The organism is Pseudomonas sp. 3-2, from assembly GCF_019710535.1.
GTDB lineage: Bacteria > Pseudomonadota > Gammaproteobacteria > Pseudomonadales > Pseudomonadaceae > Aquipseudomonas > Aquipseudomonas pharyngis.
In genome coordinates this window covers 145,908-169,237 of the sequence record NZ_CP081200.1, presented here as the reverse complement: position 1 = coordinate 169,237, position 23,330 = coordinate 145,908, and the positions used below count along the sequence as shown (strand labels likewise).

Genomic DNA, 23,330 nt, shown 5'->3' with positions numbered 1-23,330 from the left:
AGGAGGCTGACTTTATAGCTATAAGAAGCGGAATTTAAATACTGTTAACGAATAACGATATGGCGAATGCTTAGGATTGGACTGGATGGTGAGTGACCATTTGTGTCACTTCTGGACGGAATGTGTTGTTCCGACAGACGCCTTCGTCGGATCGCCGCCCGGAGCAAGCCCGCTCCCACACTCGATCGCGTGTCTCTGGAAAAACGCAGTCGAGTGTGGGAGCGGGCTTGCTCGCGAAGAGGCCTGAAAGGCCAATAAAGATCTAGCGTTCGTGCAACGCCTCGGCCCGCGCCCGGATGATCGGCTTGAGCAGATAGCTCAGCACGGTCTTCTTGCCGGTGATGATGTCCACCGACGCCACCATTCCCGGGATGATCAGCAACGGCTTCTCGTCAGTGCCGAGATGGCTGCGCTCGGTGCGCAGCTTGATGACGTAGTAGGTGGTTTTCTTGTCTTCGTCGGTGATGGTGTCGGCGCCGATCTGCTCCAGCTTGGCTTTCAAACCGCCGTAGATGGTGTAGTCATACGCGGTGAATTTCACCGTGGCCTCCTGGCCCGGATGCAGGAACGCGATGTCCTGCGGGCGGATCTTCGCTTCGACCAGCAGGGTGTCGTCCAGCGGCACGATTTCCAGCAGGTCGCTGCCCGGCTGGATCACGCCGCCGATGGTGTTGACCAGCATCTTGTTAACGATGCCTCGCACCGGCGAGGTGACGAGCGTCCGGCTGACCCGGTCTTCCAGCGCCTTGCCGGTGGCCTGGGCCTTGTTCAGGTCGGTGCGCGCCTCGTTGAGCTGGGTCAGGGCTTCGCTGCGGAATTTGCCGCGGGTCTCGTCGATCTTGCGCTGTACTTCCTTGATCGCCGATTCGGCGCGCGGGATCGCCAGGGTGGTGGCGTCGAGCTGACCACGGGTTTCCACTTCGGCACGCTTGAGTCGCAGCACTTCCACCGGCGATACCGCGCCCTGGGCCACCAGCGGCTCGGACATGTTGATTTCCTGGCGTTGCAGGCCGAGTTGCTGGCGGTATTGCGCCTGCTTCGAGGTGAATTCACGCAGCTCCTGCTGGCGCTGAATCAACTGTTCCTGCAGGCCACCGACCTCGTCGTGCAGTTGCTGGCGACGGCTGATGTACAACGACTCTTCGCTCTTGGCCTGACCCGGCACGGCTTTGAGCACGTCCTCGGGGAAATTCAGCGGCCGGTCATCGACCTCGGCGCTCAGGCGCTCGACCCGCAGCAGCATCGACAGGCGATCAGCCTCGGTTTCACCGACGTTGGAGGCGAAACGCGTGTCATCCAGGCGTACCAACGGTGCGCCGGCTTCGACGATCTGGCCTTCCTTGACGAACAGCTCGGAGACGATCCCGCCCTCGAGGTTCTGGATTTTCTGAATCTTCGACGAAGGAATCGCCTTGCCGTCGCCCTTGGTCACTTCGTCGATGACGGCGAAGTTGGCCCACAACATCAGGAACACGAAGAAACCGATGATCGCCCAGATCGTCAACCGCACCACGCGCGGCGCGTCCTCGATCAAGGCCTTGTTGACCTCTGGCAGCGGCTGGCCCTGCAGCGATGCCGAGCCCTTGAAGTAGCGGCGGATCGAATCCTTGAAACCCGACTTAAGCAACACTGATCTGCCCCTTCTTCAACGCTTCCATGACGGCCGCTTTCGGGCCGTCGGCGAGAATCTGTCCACGGTCGACCACCAGCAGGCGATCGACCAGCGACAGCAGCGATGCCCGGTGCGTCACCAGCACCACGGTCTTGTTTTCCACCACCGCCGCGAGGCGTTGCTTGAGGCGTTCTTCGCCGGTGTTGTCCATGGCGCTGGTCGGTTCGTCGAGCAACAGAATCGGCGGATTGAGCAACAGCGCCCGGGCCAGGGCGACGTTCTGGCGCTGGCCACCGGACAGGTTCTGCCCGCGCTCGCCGACTTGCAGCTCATAACCTTGCGGGTGCAGTCGGGCGAATTCGTGGACGCCGGCCAGTTCAGCGGCCTGCAGGACAAGTTCGTCTTCGACGTAACGAGCGCCGGAAACCAGGTTGTCGCGCAGGGTGCCGGCCAGCAGCTGGATGTCCTGCGGCACGTAGCCGATGTTGTAGCGCAGCTCGCTGACGTCGATCTGGCGGATGTCGACGCCGTCCACCAGCAACGCTCCGTCGTCCGGCTGATAGAGGCCGACCAGCAATTTCGCCAGCGAACTTTTGCCCGAGCCGCTGCGGCCGATGATGCCGATCTTCTCGCCGGGACGGATCACCAGGTTGATGTTCTTCAGCGCCGGGTTCTGTTGTTCCGGGTAGGTGAAGCTGAGCTGGCGGCATTCGATCGCGCCTTGCAGCACCTTGCGGCTCAGCGGGCGCTCTTCGAAATTGCGCTCTTGCGGCAGCTCCATCATCTGGTCGACCGAAGTCATGGTCACCCGCGCCTGCTGGTAACGGGTCAGCAGACCGGACAGCGACGCCAGCGGGCTGAGGGCGCGGCCACTGAGCATGTAGCAGGCGATCAGGCCGCCCATACTCAGGTTGCCGGCGATGATCTGGTACACGCCGAAGACGATCATGATCACCCCGGCCAGTTGCTGGATCAGCAGAGTGATGTTCATCGCCAGACCGGAGAGCATTTTCACCCGCAGCTCGAGGCGGCTGAGGGTGCCGATGGTTTGCTCCCACTGATATTGGCGTTCGCTTTCGGCGTTGTTGACCTTCACCGCGTCGAGGCCGGCGAGGGTTTCGATCAGGCTCGACTGACGCTCGGCGCCGAGGGCCATGGTGCGTTCCATGGTTGCCACCAGCGGTTTCTGCAAGGCATAGCCGATCAGCAGCGCAATCGGGAAGGCCAGCACCGGAATCCACACCAGATGCCCGCCGAGAATCGCGATGACAATGAAGATCAGGATGGTGAACGGCAGGTCGATCAGGCTGGTCAGGGTCAGCGAGGCGAGGAAGTCGCGCAGACTCTGGAACTCATGAATGTTCTGGGCAAAGCTCCCGACCCGCGCCGGGCGGTATTTCATGGCCATGCCGACGATGCGTTCGAACAGCGTGGCGGAGATGATCAGGTCGGTTTTCTTGCCGGCCAGATCCAGGCAGAGGCTGCGCAGACTCTTGAGGATCAGGTCGAACAGATAGGCGCCGGTGATGCCCAGCGCGAGCACCCACAGGGTCGCTTCGGCCTGGTTCGGCACCACGCGGTCGTAGACATTCATCACGAACAGCGGCGCGGCCATGGCGATGATGTTGATCAGGAAACTGGCGGCGATGGCGTCGGCATACAGCCAGCGCGAACGCTTGAGGGTGTCGCGAAACCACGAGCGCGCACGCGGGATCAGCGTGCCGTGGTTGACGTCGAATTTGTGCTGGGGCTGGGCGAAGAACACCTTGCCGGTGTAGTCGTCGGCCAGCAGTTCGCGGCTGACCAGGGATTCGCCGCCGTCGCTTTCGCTGAGCAGCACCCGTGCTTCGTTCTCGCCCTGCCAGCCGAGCAGGACGGCACTGCGGCCATCCTTGAGCAGCAACAGCGCCGGCATGGCAATCGCCGGAATTTCTTCGAGCTTGCGCTGCAGCACCCGCCCTTGCAGCCCGGCGCGCGCCGCTGCACGGGGCAGCAGCTCGACACTCAGGCGTTGTTTGGGCAACGGCAGGCCGGTGGTCAGCATCGCCGCGCTGGCGGGTTTCTGGTGGAGCATGCAAAGAGCGAGCAGACCATCCAGTAACGGATCGTCGTGCAACGCGCGTGGATCATGACTGAGATGAACTCGACTGACTTCTGATTCCACGCTCGACACTCTTTAGCAGTTGAAAAGGGACAACTCAATTCATCCCAGGCAGCTGAACCTTGGGCTTCACGTCGTTCTGCACAACGGATGCCAAGGGTGCGACCACTCCCTGGCTCTTGAGCAATTCGCCCATGGTCGCCTTGATTCGATACTGAGTAAATAACTGAATGTTTTTGATTTCAGCCAGACGCCGCGAAGCGGTGAACAGCTCGTTTTCGCTGTCGAGCAAATCCAGCAGGGTTCGTTCGCCGAGGCTGAACTGGCGCTGGTAAGCAGTGCGCACCGAGGTGCTGTGATCAACGTACTGCTGAGCGATCGGCACCTGGGCGTTGGCGTTGTTCAGGGCGTTCCAGGCCAGGCCCAGCTCTTCATTCAATTGGCGCAAGGCGTTGTTGCGGATGTCCAGCGCCTGGTTCGACAGGTAGGACTTGGACTCCAGATCCGCCTTGTTGCTGCCGCCCGAATACAGGTTGAAGCGCATGCGCAACATGGCCTGCCATTCGTTGTTGTGACCGTTCTGGCCGTCGAGATCGTTGTCGGCAGTGCGGCCCAGCTCGGCGTCGAAGCGCGGGTAGAAGGTCGACTTGGCAGTCTCGTATTGCTTCTCGGCCGCGGCGATGTCGGACTCGGCCGAACGCAGGATCGGGCTGTTTTCCAGCATCTGCTGGCGCGCTTCATTCAGGTTGGCCGGCATCATCGCCATGAACGGCGCCGGACGCTCCAGCTGATCGGGCATCTGGCCGACGGCGCTGAGGAAGTTGGTTTCCGAGTCGGCGAGGTTGGTCTGCTCGGTGATCAGGTTGTTGCGGGCCTGAGCCATACGCGCTTCGGCCTGATCGAGGTCGGCCCCGCTGCCGACGCCGCGCTGGGTGCGCAGCTGGATCTGGTCGTAGATACGTTGGTGGCTTTTTAGGTTTTCTTCGGCCAGACGCACGAATTCGCGACGGGTCAGCACATCCAGATAAACCTGGGCCACGGTCAGCGCGGTGCGTTCGGAAGTGCCGAGCAGGGAATACGCGCGGGAGTTGACGGTGGCTTGTTGACGCCCGACTTCGCTGGACGTCGCAAAACCGTCAAAAACCATTTGCGAGAGACGTAAACTTGACTCGCTGCGGTTCAGGGTTTCCCAGTGATTGCCGCCACCATTGGCGCGGGTGGTCACGCTGTCGGTGCCTTCACGACCATAACCGCCCAGCAGATCGACCTTGGGCAGGTATCCACCTTTTGCAGCCTTTAATTGATAATCCGCGGCCAGCCGACTGTTGACCCCTGCCTGGATTTCCGGATGGACATCCAGCGCCTGCTGCATGGCTTCTGGTAAGGATTGTGCTTGTACGAAAGAGGCGGCGAGAGCGAAGGGTAGAGCCTTGAACAGGTGCGAACGCATGGTAAAGATTTCCCAGAACTTCTTGTCTTGAATCACAGCAAATTGGTGAGCTGCGTCGGAAGATGGCAACCGGAATGACCGTATGTCGGAAAGTTTAAAACCGGAACTGGATCACACGCTGAAGGGCAGGTCGCCGCATAAATATCAATGTGACATTACTGGGACGATTGTTTAGGATGGCACCCAGAAGGTCAATAGTTTGGCATAAAGTTAATAGCGAAAGAATCTAGCCAAAATATTGACGAGCAGCAGCGTCAACTTTGCTTCATCTTTTTTTAAAAGTACGTCCAGACTGAATCGGCGCAGACAGCCATCAGGTCTATGGAAGTCAACTGAACGTGACACCCGGAGAGTCTTCAATGAGCAGTGTTGTTGCCATCGTCAAAAGCATTGTCGGTCAGGTTTTCGTGGTGTCCCCAGAGGGCGTCCGTCGCGTACTCGTTGAAGGCGACCGGCTGTTTGCCGGCGATCAGGTCGACACCGGCGTTTCCGGCGCCGTGTCCCTGGAACTGGCCGATGGCCGCACGATCGATCTGGGCCGTGACACTCAGTGGAGCGCCGATACCCCGGACTCCAGCACCGACCTGGCCGAAGCCACCGCGCAAGCCGCGCCGTCGGTAGAAGAGCTGCAACAAGCCATCGCCGCCGGTGTCGACCCGACTACCGCCCTTGACGCCACCGCTGCCGGCCCGAGCGCCGCAGGGACTGGCGGTGCCGCCGGCGGCGGTCACAGCTTCGTGATGCTCGATGCGACCGCCGGCCGCGTCGACCCCACCATCGGTTTCCCCACTGCGGGCATCAACGCTGCAGGCCAGGCCGCACAGAACATCACCGGCGGCCAGACCACCGACACCAACGCCAATGCCCTGCGCGAATCGACCCTGAGCCTCAGCGCCACGCCGAGCATCACCGAAGCCGGCGGCGTGCTGGTGTACACCGCAACGCTGACCCAGGCGCCGCTGACCGACCTGACCATCACCCTGTCCAACGGTGCGGTGATCGTGATTCCGGCCGGTTCCACCACCGGCACCGTCAACGTGCCCCTGGCGCCGAACGACACTGTTTATAACGACCCGACCCAGATCGACGTGACCGTCACCGGCACCACCGGCGGCAACGGCATCACCGTGACCCCGCCGACCACCCCGGCCACGACCCAGGTCACCGACACCATCGACACCACCACCGTGACCCTGACGGCGGGCCCGAGTGTGACCGAAGGCGGTCAGATCACCTACACCGCGACCCTGACCAATCCGGCGCAGACGCCGGTGACCGTGACCCTGTCGAACGGCTCGACCATCACTATCGGCGCCGGCCAGACCACCGGCACCGTCAACGTGCCGACCGCACCGAATGACGTCTATAACAACGGCAGCACCGTCACCACCACCATCACCGGTGCCACGGGCGGCAACTTCGAAAACCTGGTGCCGAACCCGACACCGGCCGTTACCACGATCGTCGATTCGGTCGACACCACGAATCTGACTCTGACCGCCACCGGCACCGTGGTCGAAGGTGGCCAGATCACCTACACCGCAACCCTGACCAACCCGGCGCAGACACCGGTGACCGTCACCCTGTCGAACGGTTCGACCATCACCATCGGCGCCGGCCAGACCACCGGCAGCGTCAACGTGCCGACCGCACCGAATGACGTCTACAACAACGGCGGCACCGTCAGCACCACGATTACCGGCGCTACCGGCGGCAATTTCGAGAATCTGGTGCCAAACACGACGCCAGCGACCACTACCGTCACCGACTCCATCGACACCACCAACCTGTCGCTGAGCGCCACCGGTTCCGTGGCGGAAGGCGGTTCGATCGTCTACACCGCAACCCTGACCAATCCGGCCGGCACCCCGGTGACCGTGACGTTGAGCAACGGCTCCGTCATCACCATCGAAGCGGGTAAAACCACTGGCACCGTGACCGTTCCGGCGCCTGCCGATGACGTCTACAAAGACGCGGGCAAGGTCGAAGTGACCATCAAGGACGCCACCGGCGGCAACTTCGAGAACCTGGTGCCAAGCACTGTTCCCGCTGTCACCGAAGTGACTGACACCATCGACACGTCGACGGTCAAACTGACGGCTGATACTTCGGTTGCAGAAGGCGGCACCGTTACTTATACCGCTACAGTTGGCGCACCAGTCACCGGTTCGCCGGTGACTGTCACTTTGGCCAACGGTCAGACCATCACCATCGAAGTGGGCAAAACCACTGGCACCGTGACCACCACCGCGCCGAACGACGCATTGGCTGGCAACGCATCGCTGACCAACTCGATCACCGGCGTTTCCGGCGGTAATTACGAAAATCTGGTGGCCGACAAGACCCCGGTTTCGACCACGGTGACAGACGTTGCCGACACCACCAACCTGACCCTGAGCGCCACCGGTACTGTCGCCGAGGGCGGTTCGATTGTTTACACCGCGACCCTGACCAATCCTGCGGGCACCCCGGTGACCGTGACGTTGAGCAACGGCTCCGTCATCACCATCGAAGCGGGTAAAACCACTGGCACCGTGACCGTTCCGGCGCCTGCCGATGACGTCTATAAAGACGCTGGCAAGGTCGAAGTGACGATCAAGGACGCCAGCGGCGGCAACTTCGAGAACCTGGTGCCAAGCACCGTTCCGGCCGTCACCGACGTGACCGATACCGTCGACACCACCACCGTCAAACTGACCGCGACCGAATCGGCGGCCGAGGGCGGTACCGTTACTTACACCGCGACAGTTGGAGCGCCCGTAACTGGCTCGCCGGTCACCGTGACCCTGGCCAACGGCCAAAGCATCACGATTGAAGTGGGCAAGACCACCGGCACCGTGACCACCACAGCACCGAACGACGCATTGGCCGGCAACGCACCGCTGACCAACGCGATCACCGGCGTGAGCGGCGGCAACTACGAGAATCTGGTCGCCGACAAGACTCCGGTTTCGACCACCGTCACTGACACCGTCGACACCACCAACCTGACCCTGAGCGCCACCGATTCCGTGGCCGAGGGCGGCTCGATCATCTACACCGCAAGCTTGACCAATCCGGCCGGCACGCCGGTGACCGTGACCTTGAGCAACGGCGCGGTCATCACCATCGAAGCCGGCAAGACCACCGGCACCGTGACCGTTCCAGCGCCTGCCGATGACGTCTACAAGGATGCCGGCAAAGTCGAAGCGACCATTACCGGCGCAACCGGCGGCAACTTCGAAAACCTGGTGCCAAGCACTGTGCCGGCCGTGACCCAGGTCACCGACACCATCGACACTTCGACCGTCAAACTGACCGCGACCGAGTCGGCGGCGGAAGGCGGAACCGTTACTTACACCGCGACGGTGGGCGCCCCGGTAACCGGCTCGCCTGTGGTTGTGACCCTGGCCAACGGTCAGGCGATCACCATCGAAGTCGGCAAAACCACCGGCACCGTGACTACCACGGCGCCGAACGACGTACTGGCCGGCCATGCACCGCTGACCAACTCGATCACCGGTGTGAGCGGCGGCAACTACGAAAACCTCGTGGCCGACAAAACACCGGTCAGCACCACCATCACCGACACCGTCGACACCACCACCGTATCGCTGACCGCCACCGGCAACGTCAACGAGGGCGGGCAGATCGTCTACACCGCGACCCTGACCAATCCGGCCGGCACCCCGGTGACCGTGACGTTGAGCAACGGCTCCGTCATCACCATCGAAGCCGGCAAAACCACCGGCACCGTGACCGTTCCAGCCCCGGCCGATGACGTCTATAAAGACGCCGGCAAAGTCGAAGTGACCATCAAGGACACTTCCGGCGGCAATTTCGAAAACCTGGTGGCCAACCCGACGCCAGCGGTGACCAACGTCGCCGACACCATCAACACCACGCACCTGACCCTCAGCGCCGAAAGCTATGTGCTCGAAGGCACGTCGATCACTTACACCGCAACGCTGACCAACGCCGCGCAGACGCCGGTGACCGTCAACCTGAGCAACGGCCAGACCATCGTTATCGAAGCCGGCAAGACCAGCGGTTCGGTGACCATCCCGGCGCCGAGCGATGACGTCTACAAGGATGTCAGCAAGCTCACCGTGACCATGACCGATGCCAGCGGTGGCAACTTCGAGAAGCTCGACGTCAGCAAGACGCCAGTCAGCACCACGGTCAACGACACCATCGACAAGACCACGCTGACCCTGAGCGCCAGCGACACCGTCAGCGAAGGTGGCCAGATCACCTACACCGCGACCCTGAGCAACCCGGCCGGCACCGCCATGACCGTGACCTTGGCCAACGGCGCGGTCATCAACATCGCCGCCGGTGCCACCAGCGGTTCGGTGAATTTCCCTGCGCCGGCCAACACGCCTTACATCGATGGCGGCAAGGTGCAGACCGCGATTGCCAGCCACAGCGGCGGCAACTTCGAACAGGTCGATGCCAACCGTACGGCTGTGGTGACCAAGGTTACCGACACCGTCGACACCACCAATATCAGCCTGAGCGCCACCGGTTCGGTCGCCGAGGGCGGTTCGATCATCTACACCGCGACCCTGACCAACCCGGCCGGCACGGCCATGACCGTGACCCTGAGCAACGGCGCGGTGATCAACATCGCCAAAGGCGCGAGCACCGGTACCATCACCGTCGCCGCACCGGGCGACGACGTGTACAAGGACGCCGGCAAAGTCGACGCCAGCATTACCAAGACCAGCGGCGGCAACTTTGAAAACCTGGTGGTCGACAAGACCCCGGCGGTGACCGACGTCACCGACACCATCGATACCAGCACCGTTTCCCTGAGCGCCACGGCCAGCACCGTTGAAGGCGGCGTGGTGGTTTACACCGCCTCCGTCACCGCACCGGTGACCGGCTCGCCGGTGGTCGTGACCCTGTCCAACGGCCAGACCATCACCATCCCGGTCGGCGCCAGCAGCGCCAGCGTCAACTACACCGCACCGAACGATGCACTGGCCGGCGGCAACACGCTGAGCGTGAAGATCGACGGCACCAGCGGCGGCAATTACGAAAACCTGGTCGCCGACAAGACGCCGGCCGTGACGTCAGTCACCGACACCGTCGACACCACCAATCTGACCTTGAGCGCTACAGGTTCCGTGGCTGAAGGTGGTTCGATCGTTTACACCGCCACGCTGACCAATCCGGCTGGCACGCCAGTGACCGTGACCCTGAGCAACGGCTCGGTGATCACCATCGAAGCGGGTAAAACCACTGGCACCGTGACCGTTCCGGCTCCGGCCGATGACGTCTACAAAGACGCCGGCAAAGTCGAAGTGACCATCAAGGATGCGTCCGGCGGCAACTTCGAGAATCTGGTGCCGAGCACTGTTCCGGCCGTCACTGAAGTGACTGACACCATCGATACGTCGACCGTGAAGCTGAGCGCCGATACGTCGGTGGCTGAGGGCGGCACTGTCACCTACACCGCAACTGTTGGCGCTCCGGTGACTGGCTCGCCGGTCACCGTGACTCTGGCCAACGGTCAGACGATCACCATCGAAGTGGGCAAGACCACCGGCACCATCACCACCACCGCGCCGAACGATGCGTTGAACGGTCACACCCCGCTGAGCAACTCGATTACTGGCGTGTCTGGAGGTAACTACGAAAATCTGGTGGCCGACAAGACCCCGGTTTCGACCACCGTCACCGACACCGTCGACACGACCAACCTGACCCTCAGCGCGACAGGTTCCGTGGCCGAAGGCGGCTCGATCGTTTACACCGCAACGCTGACCAACCCGGCCGGCACCCCAGTCACCGTGACACTGAGCAACGGCGCTGTTATCACCATCGAGGCCGGTAAAACCACCGGCACCGTGACCGTCGATGCGCCGAAAGACGACGTCTACAAAGACGCCGGCAAAGTCGAAGTGACCATCAAGGATGCAACCGGTGGCAACTTCGAAAACCTGGTGCCGAGCACTGCTCCGGCGGTTACCGAAGTCACCGACACCATCGACACCACCACGGTGAAACTCACCGCAACCGAGTCGGCGGCTGAAGGCGGTACCGTTACTTACACTGCGACCGTCGGCGCGCCTGTCACTGGTTCGCCTGTGACCGTAACCCTGGCCAATGGTCAGTCGATCACCATCGAGGTCGGCAAGACCACCGGCACCATCACCACCACTGCGCCGAACGATGCGTTGAACGGTCACACACCGCTGACCAACGCGATCACTGGCGTGAGCGGCGGTAACTACGAAAATCTCGTAGCCGACAAAACGCCGGTCAGCACCACCGTGACCGACACCGTCGACACCACCAACCTGACCCTGAGCGCCACGCCGGAAGTCAACGAAGGTGGCCAGATCACCTACACCGCGACCCTGACCAACGCCGCCGGGACTCCGGTGACCGTGACCTTGAGCAACGGCGCCGTGATCACCATCGAGGCCGGTAAAACCTCCGGCACCGTGACCGTCGATGCACCGAAGGACGACGTCTACAAGGACGCCGGCAAAGTCGAGACGACCATTTCGACCACCACCGGTGGCAACTTCGAGAACCTGGTCACCAGCACCGCCCCCGCGGTCACCACCGTCAATGACACCATCGACACGTCCACCGTGTCGCTGACCGCCACCGCCAACGTCGCCGAAGGCGAAACCGTGGTCTACACCGCGACCGTGACGGCGCCAGTGACCGGTTCGCCGCTCGTCGTGACCCTGTCCAACGGACAGACCATCACCATCGCCGTCGGCGAAACCACCGGCACCGTGAATTTCGTCGCGCCGAACAGCCCGTTGGCGGGCGGCAGCTCGCTGAGCGTGACCATCGACAAGGCCACCGGTGGCAATTACGAAAACCTGGCGGTCGACGGCAAACCGGCAAATACCTCGGTTTCGGACACTGTCGACACGACCAACCTGAACCTGACGGCCACCGACTCGGTGGCCGAGGGTGGTTCGATCACTTACACCGCGACCCTGACCAACCCGGCGGGTACGCCGGTGACCGTGACCCTGTCGAACGGTGCCGTCATTACTATCGAGGCCGGTAAAACCACCGGCACCGTGACCGTCGATGCACCGAAAGACGACGTCTACAAAGACGCCGGCAAAGTCGAGGCAACCATTTCGACCGCTACTGGCGGTGGTTTCGAGAACCTGGTGCCAAGCACCGTTCCGGCCGTAACCAACGTCACCGACACCATCGACACCACCACGGTGAAACTGACCGCGACCGAGTCGGCGGCGGAAGGCGGCACCGTTACTTACACCGCGACTGTCGGTGCGCCTGTCACCGGTTCGCCTGTGACCGTGACCCTGGCCAATGGTCAGTCGATCACCATCGAAGTCGGTAAAACCACGGGTACCGTGACCACCACCGCGCCGAACGATGCGCTCAACGGCCATGCGCCGCTGACCAACGCGATCACTGGCGTGACTGGCGGTAACTACGAAAACCTGGTGGCCGACAAGACCCCGGTCAGCACCACCGTGACTGACACCGTCGACACCACCAACCTGACCCTGAGCGCCACTGGCTCGGTGGCCGAGGGTGGCTCGATCGTCTACACCGCGACCCTGACCAACCCGGCGGGTACGCCGGTGACCGTAACCCTGTCGAACGGTGCCGTCATCACCATCGAGGCCGGTAAAACCACCGGTACCGTGACCGTCGATGCGCCGAAAGACGACGTCTACAAAGACGCCGGCAAAGTCGAAACGACCATTTCGACCGCCACCGGTGGCAACTTCGAGAATCTGGTGCCGAGCACGGTTCCGGCCGTGACCGAAGTCACCGACACCACCGACACCACCACGGTCAAACTCACCGCGACCGAGTCGGCGGCAGAAGGCGGCACTGTTACCTACACCGCCACCGTGGGTGCACCGGTGACCGGTTCGCCGGTCACCGTGACCTTGTCCAACGGTCAGTCGATCACCATCGAAGTCGGCAAGACCACCGGCACCGTCACCACCACCGCACCGAACGATGCACTCAACGGCCACACGCCGCTGACCAACTCGATCACCGGTGTGAGCGGCGGTAACTACGAAAATCTGGTGGCCGACAAAACGCCGGTCAGCACCACCGTGATCGACACTGTCGACACCACCAATCTGTCGCTGACTGCGACGGGCACCGTGGCCGAAGGCGGTTCGATCACCTACACCGCGACCCTGACCAATCCTGCCGGCACTCCGCTGACCGTGACCCTGTCTAACGGCGCCGTCATCACCATCGAGGCCGGTAAAACCACCGGCACGGTGACCGTTCCAGCACCTGCCGATGACGTCTACAAAGACGCCGGCAAAGTCGAAGTGACCATCAAAGACGCAACCGGTGGCAACTTCGAGAACCTGGTTCCGAGCACCGTTCCAGCCGTAACGGAAGTCACCGACACCATCGACACGACGACCGTGAAGCTGACCGCTTCCGAAACGGCCGCTGAAGGTGGCACCGTTACTTACACCGCGACTGTTGGCGCGCCAGTGACGGGTTCGCCTGTGACCGTGACCCTGGCCAATGGTCAGTCGATCACCATCGAGGTGGGCAAAACCACCGGCACTGTGACCACCACTGCGCCGAACGATACGCTCAACGGCCATGCGCCGCTGACCAACGCGATCACCGGTGTGAGCGGCGGTAACTACGAAAACCTCGTGGCCGACAAAACGCCGGTCAGCACCACCGTGACCGACACCGTCGACACCACCAACCTGACTCTCAGCGCCACCCATTCGGTAGCCGAGGGTGGTTCGATCACTTACACCGCCACACTGACCAACGCTGCGGGCACCCCGGTGACCGTGACCTTGAGCAACGGCGCGGTGATCACCATCGAAGCTGGCAAAACCACCGGCACCGTGACCGTCGATGCACCGAAAGACGACGTCTACAAAGATGCCGGCAAAGTCGAGGCGACCATTTCGACCGCCACCGGTGGCAACTTCGAGAACCTTGTTCCGAGCACTGTTCCGGCCGTGACCCAGGTCACCGACACCATCGACACCACCACGGTCAGACTGACCGCGACCGAGTCGGCGGCGGAAGGCGGCACTGTCACTTACACCGCCACCGTGGGCGCGCCTGTGACCGGTTCGCCAGTCACCGTGACCCTGTCCAACGGTCAGTCGATCACCATCGAGGTGGGCAAAACCACCGGCACTGTCACCACCACAGCACCGAACGATGCGCTGACCGGCCACACGCCGTTGACCAACGCGATCACCGGCGTGACGGGCGGCAACTACGAGAACCTCGTAGCCGACAAAACGCCGGTCTCGACCACCGTCACCGACACGGTCGACACCACCAACCTGTCGCTCAGCGCGACCGGCACCGTGGCCGAAGGTGGTTCGATCACCTACACCGCGACCCTGACCAACGCTGCGGGCACCCCGGTGACCGTGACCTTGAGCAACGGCGCCGTGATCACCATCGAAGCCGGCAAAACCACCGGCACCGTGACCGTCGCCGCCCCAGCCGATGACGTCTACAAAGACGCCGGCAACGTGCAGGCCACGATCACCAACGCCACGGGCGGTAACTTCGAGAACCTGGTGACCAGCAACACACCAGCCGTGACCAGCGTCACCGATACCATCGACACCACCACCGTGAAGCTGACCGCGACCGCAACAGCGGCCGAGGGTGGCACCGTCACCTACACCGCGACCGTGGGCGCCCCTGTGACTGGCTCGCCTGTGACCGTAAACCTGTCCAACGGCCAGAGCATCACCATCGAAGTCGGCAAGACCAGCGGCACCGTGACCACTACCGCGCCGAACGACGTGCTGACCGGTCATGCACCGCTGACCAACGCGATCACTGGTGTGAGCGGTGGTAACTATGAAAATCTGGTGGCTGATAAAACCCCGGTTTCGACCACCGTCACCGACACCGTCGATACCACCAACCTGTCGCTCAGCGCGACAGGGACCGTGGCCGAAGGTGGCTCGATCACCTACACCGCGACCCTGACCAACGCCGCTGGCTCGCCAGTGACCGTGACCCTGAGCAACGGTTCGGTGATCACCATCGAAGCGGGCAAGACCACCGGCACTGTGACCGTTCCTGCACCAGCCGACGACGTCTACAAGGACGCCGGCAACGTGCAAGCCACGATCACCAACGCGACTGGCGGCAACTTTGAGAACCTGGTCACCAGCACCACACCAGCGGTGACCAGCGTTACCGACACCATCGACACCACCACCGTGAAGCTGACCGCAACTGCGACGGCGGCCGAGGGTGGCAACGTTGTCTACACCGCCACTGTTGGCGCTCCGGTGACTGGCTCGCCAGTGACGGTAACCCTGTCGAATGGTCAATCGATCACCATCGAAGTCGGCAAGACCAGCGGCACCGTGACCACCACCGCGCCTAACGACGTATTGAATGGTCATGCACCACTGACCAACGCGATCACCGGCGTGAGCGGCGGTAACTACGAGAATCTGGTGGCCGACAAGACCCCGGTCAGCACCACCGTGACCGACACGGTCGACACTACCAACCTGTCCCTGAGCGCCACCAACTCGGTCGCCGAGGGTGGTTCGATCACTTACACCGCAACCCTGACCAATGCTGCGGGCACTCCGGTGACCGTGACCTTGAGCAACGGTGCCGTGATCACCATCGAAGCGGGCAAAACCACCGGCACCGTAACCATTCCTGCACCAGCGGACGATGTCTACAAAGACGCCGGCAACGTGCAAGCCACGATCACCAACGCCACGGGCGGCAACTTCGAAAACCTGGTGACCAGCACCACGCCAGCAGTGACCAGCGTTACTGACACCATCGACACCACCACCGTGAAGCTGACCGCAACCGCAACAGCGGCCGAAGGTGGCACCGTCACCTACACCGCTACCGTAGGTGCGCCAGTGACTGGCTCGCCTGTGACCGTGACCCTGTCCAACGGACAGTCGATCACTATCGAAGTCGGCAAGACCACGGGCACCGTGACCACCACCGCGCCGAACGATGCGCTCAACGGCCATGCGCCGCTGACCAACGCGATCACCGGCGTGAGCGGCGGTAACTACGAGAATCTGGTGGCCGACAAGACCCCGGTCAGCACCACCGTGACCGACACCGTCGACACCACCAACCTGACGCTCAGCGCGACCGGCACCGTGGCTGAAGGTGGCTCGATCACCTACACCGCGACCCTGACCAACGCCGCTGGCTCGCCAGTGACCGTCACCCTGAGCAACGGTTCGGTGATCACCATCGAAGCCGGTAAAACCACGGGCACCGTGACCGTTCCTGCGCCAGCTGACGACGTCTACAAAGACGCCGGCAACGTGCAGGCGACGATCAAGTCCGCCACTGGCGGCAACTTCGAGAACCTGGTCACCAGCACCACACCAGCCGTGACCAGCGTCACCGACACTATCGACACCACCACCGTGAAGCTGACCGCGACCACGACGGCGGCCGAAGGTGGCAACGTGGTCTACACCGCGACCGTCGGCGCGCCAGTGACAGGCTCGCCTGTGACCGTGACCCTGGCCAACGGTCAGTCGATCACCATCGAAGTCGGCAAAACCACCGGCAGTGTGACCACCACCGCGCCGAACGACGTGTTGAATGGTCATGCGCCACTGACCAACGCGATCACCGGCGTAAGCGGCGGCAACTACGAGAATCTGGTGGCCGACAAGACCCCGGTCAGCACCACCGTGACCGATACCGTCGACACGACCAATCTGTCGCTCAGCGCTACCAATTCGGTCGCCGAGGGTGGCTCGATCACTTACACCGCGACTCTGACCAACGCCGCTGGCTCGCCAGTGACCGTGACCCTGAGCAACGGTTCGGTGATCACCATCGAAGCCGGCAAAACTACCGGCACCGTGACCGTTCCTGCGCCAGCCGACGACGTCTACAAGGACGCCGGCAACGTGCAGGCCACGATCACCAACGCCACGGGCGGCAATTTCGAAAACCTGGTGACCAGCAACACACCGGCCGTGACCAGCGTCACCGATACCATCGACACCACCACCGTCAGCATCACCGGCAGCACCTCGGTGACCGAAGGTCAGACCGCAACCTACACCGTCAGCCTGACCAACCCGGCGCAAACCGAAGTCACCCTGAAAATCGTCTACAGCGGCACCGCCGCCGACGGTTCGGACTTTACCGGCGTGTACACCGTGAAGATCCCGGCAGGTGCCAGCAGTGCGCAGTTCAACGTCGCCACAATCGATGACAAGATCACCGAAGGTACCGAAAACTTCGTGGTCAAGATCGACTCGGCCACCGGTGGCAACTTCGAAAACCTGGCGGTCAGCAGCACCAATGGCAGCGTCAGCACCTCGATCATCGACAACGATGCACCGCCGGTCATCGACCTGGACGCCAACAACTCCAGCGGTGCAACGGGTGCCGACTACAAGGTGACCTTCACCGAGAACACCCCGGGCGCAGGCGTGTCGATTGCCGACACCGACATCAAGATCACCGACCCGGACAGCACCATGCTGACCGGCGCCACCGTCGTGCTGACCAACCGTCAGGACGGCGATGCGCTGAACCTGGGCAACAGCGTCAACGGCATTACCATCAACGCCAACAGCACCAACGGCACCGTCACCCTGACCCTGTCGGGTAACGCGACGCTCGCCGACTACATGCAGGCCATCAAGAACATCAGCTTCACCAACAGCAGTGAAGACCCGAGCACCGTGCCACGGATCATCACCGTGACCGTGACCGATGGCGGCAACTACTCCAACACCGCGACCACCACGGTCAACGTGGTGGCGGTCAACGATGCGCCGGTCGCTGCACCGGTCAACGTCACCGGCACCGAAGACACCCCGCTGGTTCTCGGCTGGTCGACCTTCGGCGTCAGCGACGTCGACAGCCCGGCCAGCAGCCTGGGCGTGAAAATCACCCAGCTGCCGGGCGAAGGCAAACTGCAGTACCTGGACGGCTCGACCTGGAAAGATGTCGCCAACAACCAGACTTTCAGCAAGGCCGATATCGACGCCGGCAAGTTGCGCTTCCTGCCGGATGCCAACGAGTCGGGTGTGAACGGTTACGGTGGTACTGGCGTTGGTAACAATCAGGCCGACTACGCGCAGATCAAATTCCAGCCAACCGACGGCCAGTTGCTGGGCAACACTGGCACCATCAAGATCGACATCACCCCGGTGGCGGATGCACCGACCCTGTCGGTGGCCGACAACAGCGTGAAATCCACCGGGCTGATCAAGGAAGTCTGGACCGGTCTGTCGGGCCTGGGCACCGACGGCAGCGGCGCGAACTCGACCACCCTGAAAAACGTGATCGACGGTGCCGGCAAGCCGAACACCAGCGGTACCGTGAACAACGTGCAGTCCGACGGCAGCGTGACTGCCGGCACCGCGTCGAAAACCTCGGGCCTGATTTATCTGGAAGCCGGCAAGACCTACACCTTCAGCGGCACCGGTGACGACAGCCTGCTGGTGACCATCGGCGGCAAAAGCGTGGCGTCCACGACGTGGGGCGCGGGCGGCAACCTCAACGGTTCGTTCACCCCGACCACCAGCGGCTACTACACCCTGGACATCTACCACCACAACCAGAGCGGCCCGGGCAGCTACGACGTCAACCTGTCGGTCAACGGCAGCACGCCGATCGACCTGAGCAGTGCCGGCGTGCCGATCTATACCGGCGTGCAGGATCTGGTGAATGCCGGCGTGACCGTCTCCGATCTGCACGGCAGCAACGGCGAAGGCTATTACGACGGCTACAAGCTCAACACCGGCGCCGAAGGCACCACCGTGAAACTGTCGTCGATAAGCACCGCGCTGACCGATACCGACGGTTCGGAAACCCTGAGCATCAAGATCAGCGGCGCACCGGTCGGTTCGGTGCTCAGCGATGGCGCAGGCCACAGCTTCACCGTGACCGCCACCAGCGGCGACGCCAACGTCACCGGCTGGAACCTCGGCACCCTGACCGTGACCCCGCCGACCTACTACAACGGCCAGTTCAACCTGACCGTGACCTCGACCTCAACCGAACAGGTCGGCGGCTCGGCCAGCACCACTGCGACCATCCCGGTCACCGTGGTGCCGGCGGTGTACAACGCGGTGGTCGCCACTTCGGCCGACGACACCGTCACCGGCACCGACGGCAACGACATCATCGTCGCCGACATCGGCGGCCTGACCGTGGTGCCGGGCACCAACTACAACATCGCGTTCATGGTCGACAGCTCAGGCAGTATGAGCGCCTCGTCGATCAATGCAGCCAAGGACTCGCTGACGTCGGTGTTCAACACCCTCAAGCAGAGCCTGGGCAGCAACTCCGGCACCGTGAACATCTTCCTGGTGGACTTCGACACCCAGGTCAACAAGTCGGTGTCGGTGAACCTCAACGACCCGAACGCACTGACCTTGCTCAAGGCCGTGCTGGACTCGATGTCGTCCGGCGGCGGCACCAACTACGAGGACGTGTTCAAGGCCACGGCGAACTTCTTCCAGAGCGCCGAAGCGGTGGCCAACACCGGGGCGAAGAACCTCACGTACTTCATTACCGACGGCCAGCCGACTTACTACCAGAGCAACGAGCAGACCAACCCGACGCTGTACGGCAACGTGAAGCTCGATGATGTGGTCAAGACCAGCAACTACAAACTGGGCGACAGCTTCAGCACCTACATCGACAACACACACTACCTGAGTATCAACACTGCCGGCGCCGTGGTATTGCAGACGTACAAGAACGGCAGCTGGAGCTGGAACAGCCTGGGTACCATCCACGCTCAGGGTGACGGTACCTACGAGATCTCGAGTCTGGCGGGCAACGGCAGCAGCACCACGACGACGACCACCGATAACGCCAGCAGCGGTTTCGCCTTGCTCAACGGTTTGTCGAATGTGGAGGCCATCGGCATCAACAGTGGTGTCAGCCTCAACGACCTGAAACCGTACGATTCGGACAAGACGCCACAGACCAACATCGATCCGAAGGACCTGGCCAACTCGATCATCGGCCACACCGAAGCGACGATGCCGGGCAACGACACCGTCAGCGGTGGCGACGGCAACGACATCCTGTTCGGCGACCTGGTGAGCTTCAACGGCATTGCCGGCGAGGGTTATCAGGCGATGCAGGCGTTCGTGGCCAAGGAAACCGGGGTCGACGTCAGCAAAGTCACCACCAGCAACGTGCACCAGTACATCACCGAGCACTATCAGGCGTTCGATGTGTCCGGTGCCCACGACGGCAACGACACGCTGCTGGGCGGCGCGGGCAATGACATCCTGTTCGGCTCGGGCGGCAACGACCTGCTCGACGGCGGCAAGGGCAATGACATCCTGCTCGGCGGCACCGGCAACGACACGCTGATCGGCGGTCAGGGCAACGACATCCTGATCGGTGGTTCCGGTGCCGACACCTTCGTCTGGAAGGCGGGCGACACCGGCAACGACGTGATCAAGGACTTCAAGGCCAGCGAAGGCGACCGCATCGACCTGCGTGACCTGTTGCAGGGCGAGACCGGCAGCACCATCGACAACTTCCTGAAGATCACCACGGTCGACGGCGTGTCGTCGCTGCAAGTCAGCTCGGGCGGCAAGTTCAACTCGGGCGATGCCGCAGCCGCCACACCGGACGTGACGATCAAACTGGAAGGCAACAACTGGTCCACGGCCAACATTCACAACCTGATTGCCGGCAGCGATCCGACCATCAAGGTCGACCACAACAACAGCTGATGCGTGAACAACGGCCGCCCCACTGGGGCGGCCGTCACGTTTGCAGCGCTTGAACCGGTGACGATTTCGTCGGCGCACCGCATACTCGCGCGCAGTTGGCTATGCTGCTGACAGCATGACGCTGGTCCATTTCCGAGGGATGCTCAATGTTTTACGTGCAACGCGATGCGCAGGGTCAGTTGATTCGCGTGGAAGCTGCGGCCTACGCCGAGGCCACGGAAACGCTGCCGGCCGACCACCATGAAATCCAGGCCTGGTACGCCAACGAAGCCGTGGAGAACAGCCTCAAACAGCTCAAGCAGAGCGACCTGGAAATGATCCGGGTACTCGATGACCTGATTCAGGTGCTGACTCAGAAAGGCGTGATCCGCGTCACCGACCTGCCAGCGGCGGCCCAGGCCAAGTTGATGGACCGGACCCAGGCGCGGGAAGCGCTGGGCGGGTTGAGTCAGTTGATCGATGAGGATGAGGGCGGGTTGATCTGATCCGTTTGATCGCTCCCACGCGGAGCGTGGGAGCGATCAGTCAGCCCCAGGGTTTCGGTTCACCGAAGAGCTGCCCCTGAACCCCATACAACCCCATCTCGCGAATCACCGACAATTCCCCTTCCGTCTCGACCCGCTCGGCAATCAGCGGCAGATCGATGCTATGCGCCGCACGCTGGATCGCTTCGATGAACAGGCGCTTGTCGCTTTCCTGATCGATCGCCCGGATGTAGCTGCCATCGATCTTCAGGTACGCCAGCCCCAGCCGCGCCAGGTTGCCGATCATGCTGAAGCGCCCGCCGAAGCGCTGCAGGCTCAAGGAGAAACCGAGTTCACGCAGGCGCCGGGTCAATTGTTCCAGCACCGCTTGCTCCGGCAATTGTTCCTCGCCGATTTCCAGGGTCAGGCGCGCACCGAGGTTGGAATGCGCCCGCAGAATCTCGAACACTTTGTTCAACGCCTGCGGATCGGCGAGGGTCGCCGAGGACAGGTTCAGCGCCAGAGATTCTTCATGTCCGGCCATCTGTTCCAGCACCTGCTCGAGCATCAACCGGTCCAGTCGCGCGGTCCAGCCGAAGCGCTCCAGCCACGGCAGGAAGCGTCCGGCGGGAATGGTCTGGCCCTGCTCGTCGAGCAAACGCGACAGCACTTTGTAATGCAACACCAATTGCGTGTCCTGCGCCGCCACCACCGGCTGGAAGAACAGCTCGAAGCGCTGCTGATTCAGGGCCTGATCGAGCAAGCGGTGCCAGGCGTGGTGATCGTCGCCGACCTCCGCCACCAGGCTCTGATCGAGGCACGCCCAGTTCTGCTCGCCCTGCCCTTCGGCCTGGGCCAGCGCCTGATCGCCGAGGCTGAGGACCGCTTGCGGCGAATCGCCGTGAGCGAACGGCGCCAGGCCGATAGAAGCCACGGCGGGCACGTCGGTGGCACCTGTCGCGTGCAGGCTGCTCAACGCACTGTCGAGGCTCTGCGCCAATTGCAGCGCTTCTTCACGGGTCAACCCCGGCGCCAGCACGGCGAATTCACCGCCGCGAATGCGGGTGACGAGGTTCTGGGTTTCCGGGTATTTGGCGCACTCGCGGGACAGTTGCTCGCCGACCGCTTTCAACAATTCATCGGTGCGCTGACCGCCGAGGCGCTGGTTGAGACCGGCCAGGTCCTTGACCCGCAACAGCAGCAGATAACCGGAACTGGCTTGCTCCGGGTTGCTCACCCGCGCATTCAGCTGCATCTCGAAATAACGCCGGTTGGCCAGCCCCGTGAGGTTGTCCTGATAGGACTCGGTGCGCAGTTTTTCACTGCGTTCGGCCTGCTCCTGGAACAGCGCCTTGAGCTTCTCGACCATCTGGTTCATCGCCAGCACCACGCGGCGCAATTCAGGCGTGCGCGGCAGATCCGGCAGGCTGAGGAATTCGCGGCGGGCGATGGCGTGGGATTGTTTGACCATGTAATCCAGCGGCTTCAATTGCCGACGCAGCAACAGCGCGCCCAGCACCGCACTCACCGCCCCGCAGACCAGCAACCAGCCAAGGCTGCCGAGCGCGCTCTGCCAGAGCTTGGCCAGGGCGAACATCGGGTGGCTGACCACCTCGACCCGCGCCGCCTGCTCCCAGCCACGGCTGACCAGCGCATCGCCACCGGCCGGTTCCAGGCCGATCAGTCTGACGAACCAGTCCGGCACGTTGGTAACCGCCGGAATGCCGTTGCGCTCGACAATGGTCTGGTCGGTCTTCAGATCGACCACGCGGATGCTCGAGTAATAACCGCTGTCGAAGATCGAGCTGACCAGCAGCTCGACCATCGCCGGGTCATCGATGTTCGGCGTCAACGACAGCGCCAGCGCCGTGGCCGCATCCTGGGCGTGGGAGCGCAACTGGTTGACGTACTGGGTGCGCGAGCTCTCCAGACTGACCATGAAGCTGCCGGTGAAGGCGACCACCAGGAACAGACAGATAGCGATCAACAGCTGTTTGAACAAAGACATCTG

6 protein-coding genes are annotated in these 23,330 nt (G+C 62.5%); 2 read left to right on the top strand and 4 right to left on the bottom strand.

Annotated elements, in window-relative coordinates; genetic code table 11:
• Positions 1 to 262 precede the first annotated feature (262 nt).
• From K3819_RS00720 to K3819_RS00710, 3 genes are read right to left on the bottom strand one after another with little or no spacing between them, the layout of a single operon-like run.
• Positions 263 to 1,630: an HlyD family type I secretion periplasmic adaptor subunit gene (locus K3819_RS00720; RefSeq protein ID WP_011331851.1), complete on the bottom strand. Its 1,368-nt coding sequence runs from the start codon at positions 1,628 to 1,630 to the stop codon at positions 263 to 265.
• Entirely contained in the window at positions 1,620 to 3,776 is a 2,157-nt protein-coding gene (locus tag K3819_RS00715; RefSeq protein WP_064592577.1) for a type I secretion system permease/ATPase, read from the bottom strand. The genes K3819_RS00720 and K3819_RS00715 overlap by 11 nt, the downstream gene beginning before the upstream one ends.
• A gap of 34 nt (positions 3,777 to 3,810) precedes the next feature.
• Positions 3,811 to 5,163 (bottom strand): TolC family outer membrane protein, encoded by a 1,353-nt coding sequence (locus K3819_RS00710; RefSeq protein ID WP_011331849.1) that lies wholly within the window; start codon positions 5,161 to 5,163, stop codon positions 3,811 to 3,813.
• Between the two features lie 359 nt (positions 5,164 to 5,522).
• On the opposite strand from K3819_RS00710, the gene K3819_RS00705 reads away from it, so the two are divergent.
• Complete coding sequence (locus tag K3819_RS00705; protein WP_221398448.1) at positions 5,523 to 20,855, top strand: LapA family giant adhesin; 15,333 nt, start codon at positions 5,523 to 5,525, stop codon at positions 20,853 to 20,855.
• A gap of 146 nt (positions 20,856 to 21,001) precedes the next feature.
• Positions 21,002 to 21,340: a tryptophan synthase subunit beta gene (locus K3819_RS00700; RefSeq protein WP_085613332.1), complete on the top strand. Its 339-nt coding sequence runs from the start codon at positions 21,002 to 21,004 to the stop codon at positions 21,338 to 21,340.
• 40 nt (positions 21,341 to 21,380) lie between these two features.
• Here the strand turns inward: K3819_RS00700 and lapD are convergent, their stop codons facing one another.
• Complete coding sequence (lapD, locus tag K3819_RS00695) at positions 21,381 to 23,327, bottom strand: cyclic di-GMP receptor LapD (protein WP_221398447.1); 1,947 nt, start codon at positions 23,325 to 23,327, stop codon at positions 21,381 to 21,383.
• Positions 23,328 to 23,330 lie beyond the last annotated feature (3 nt).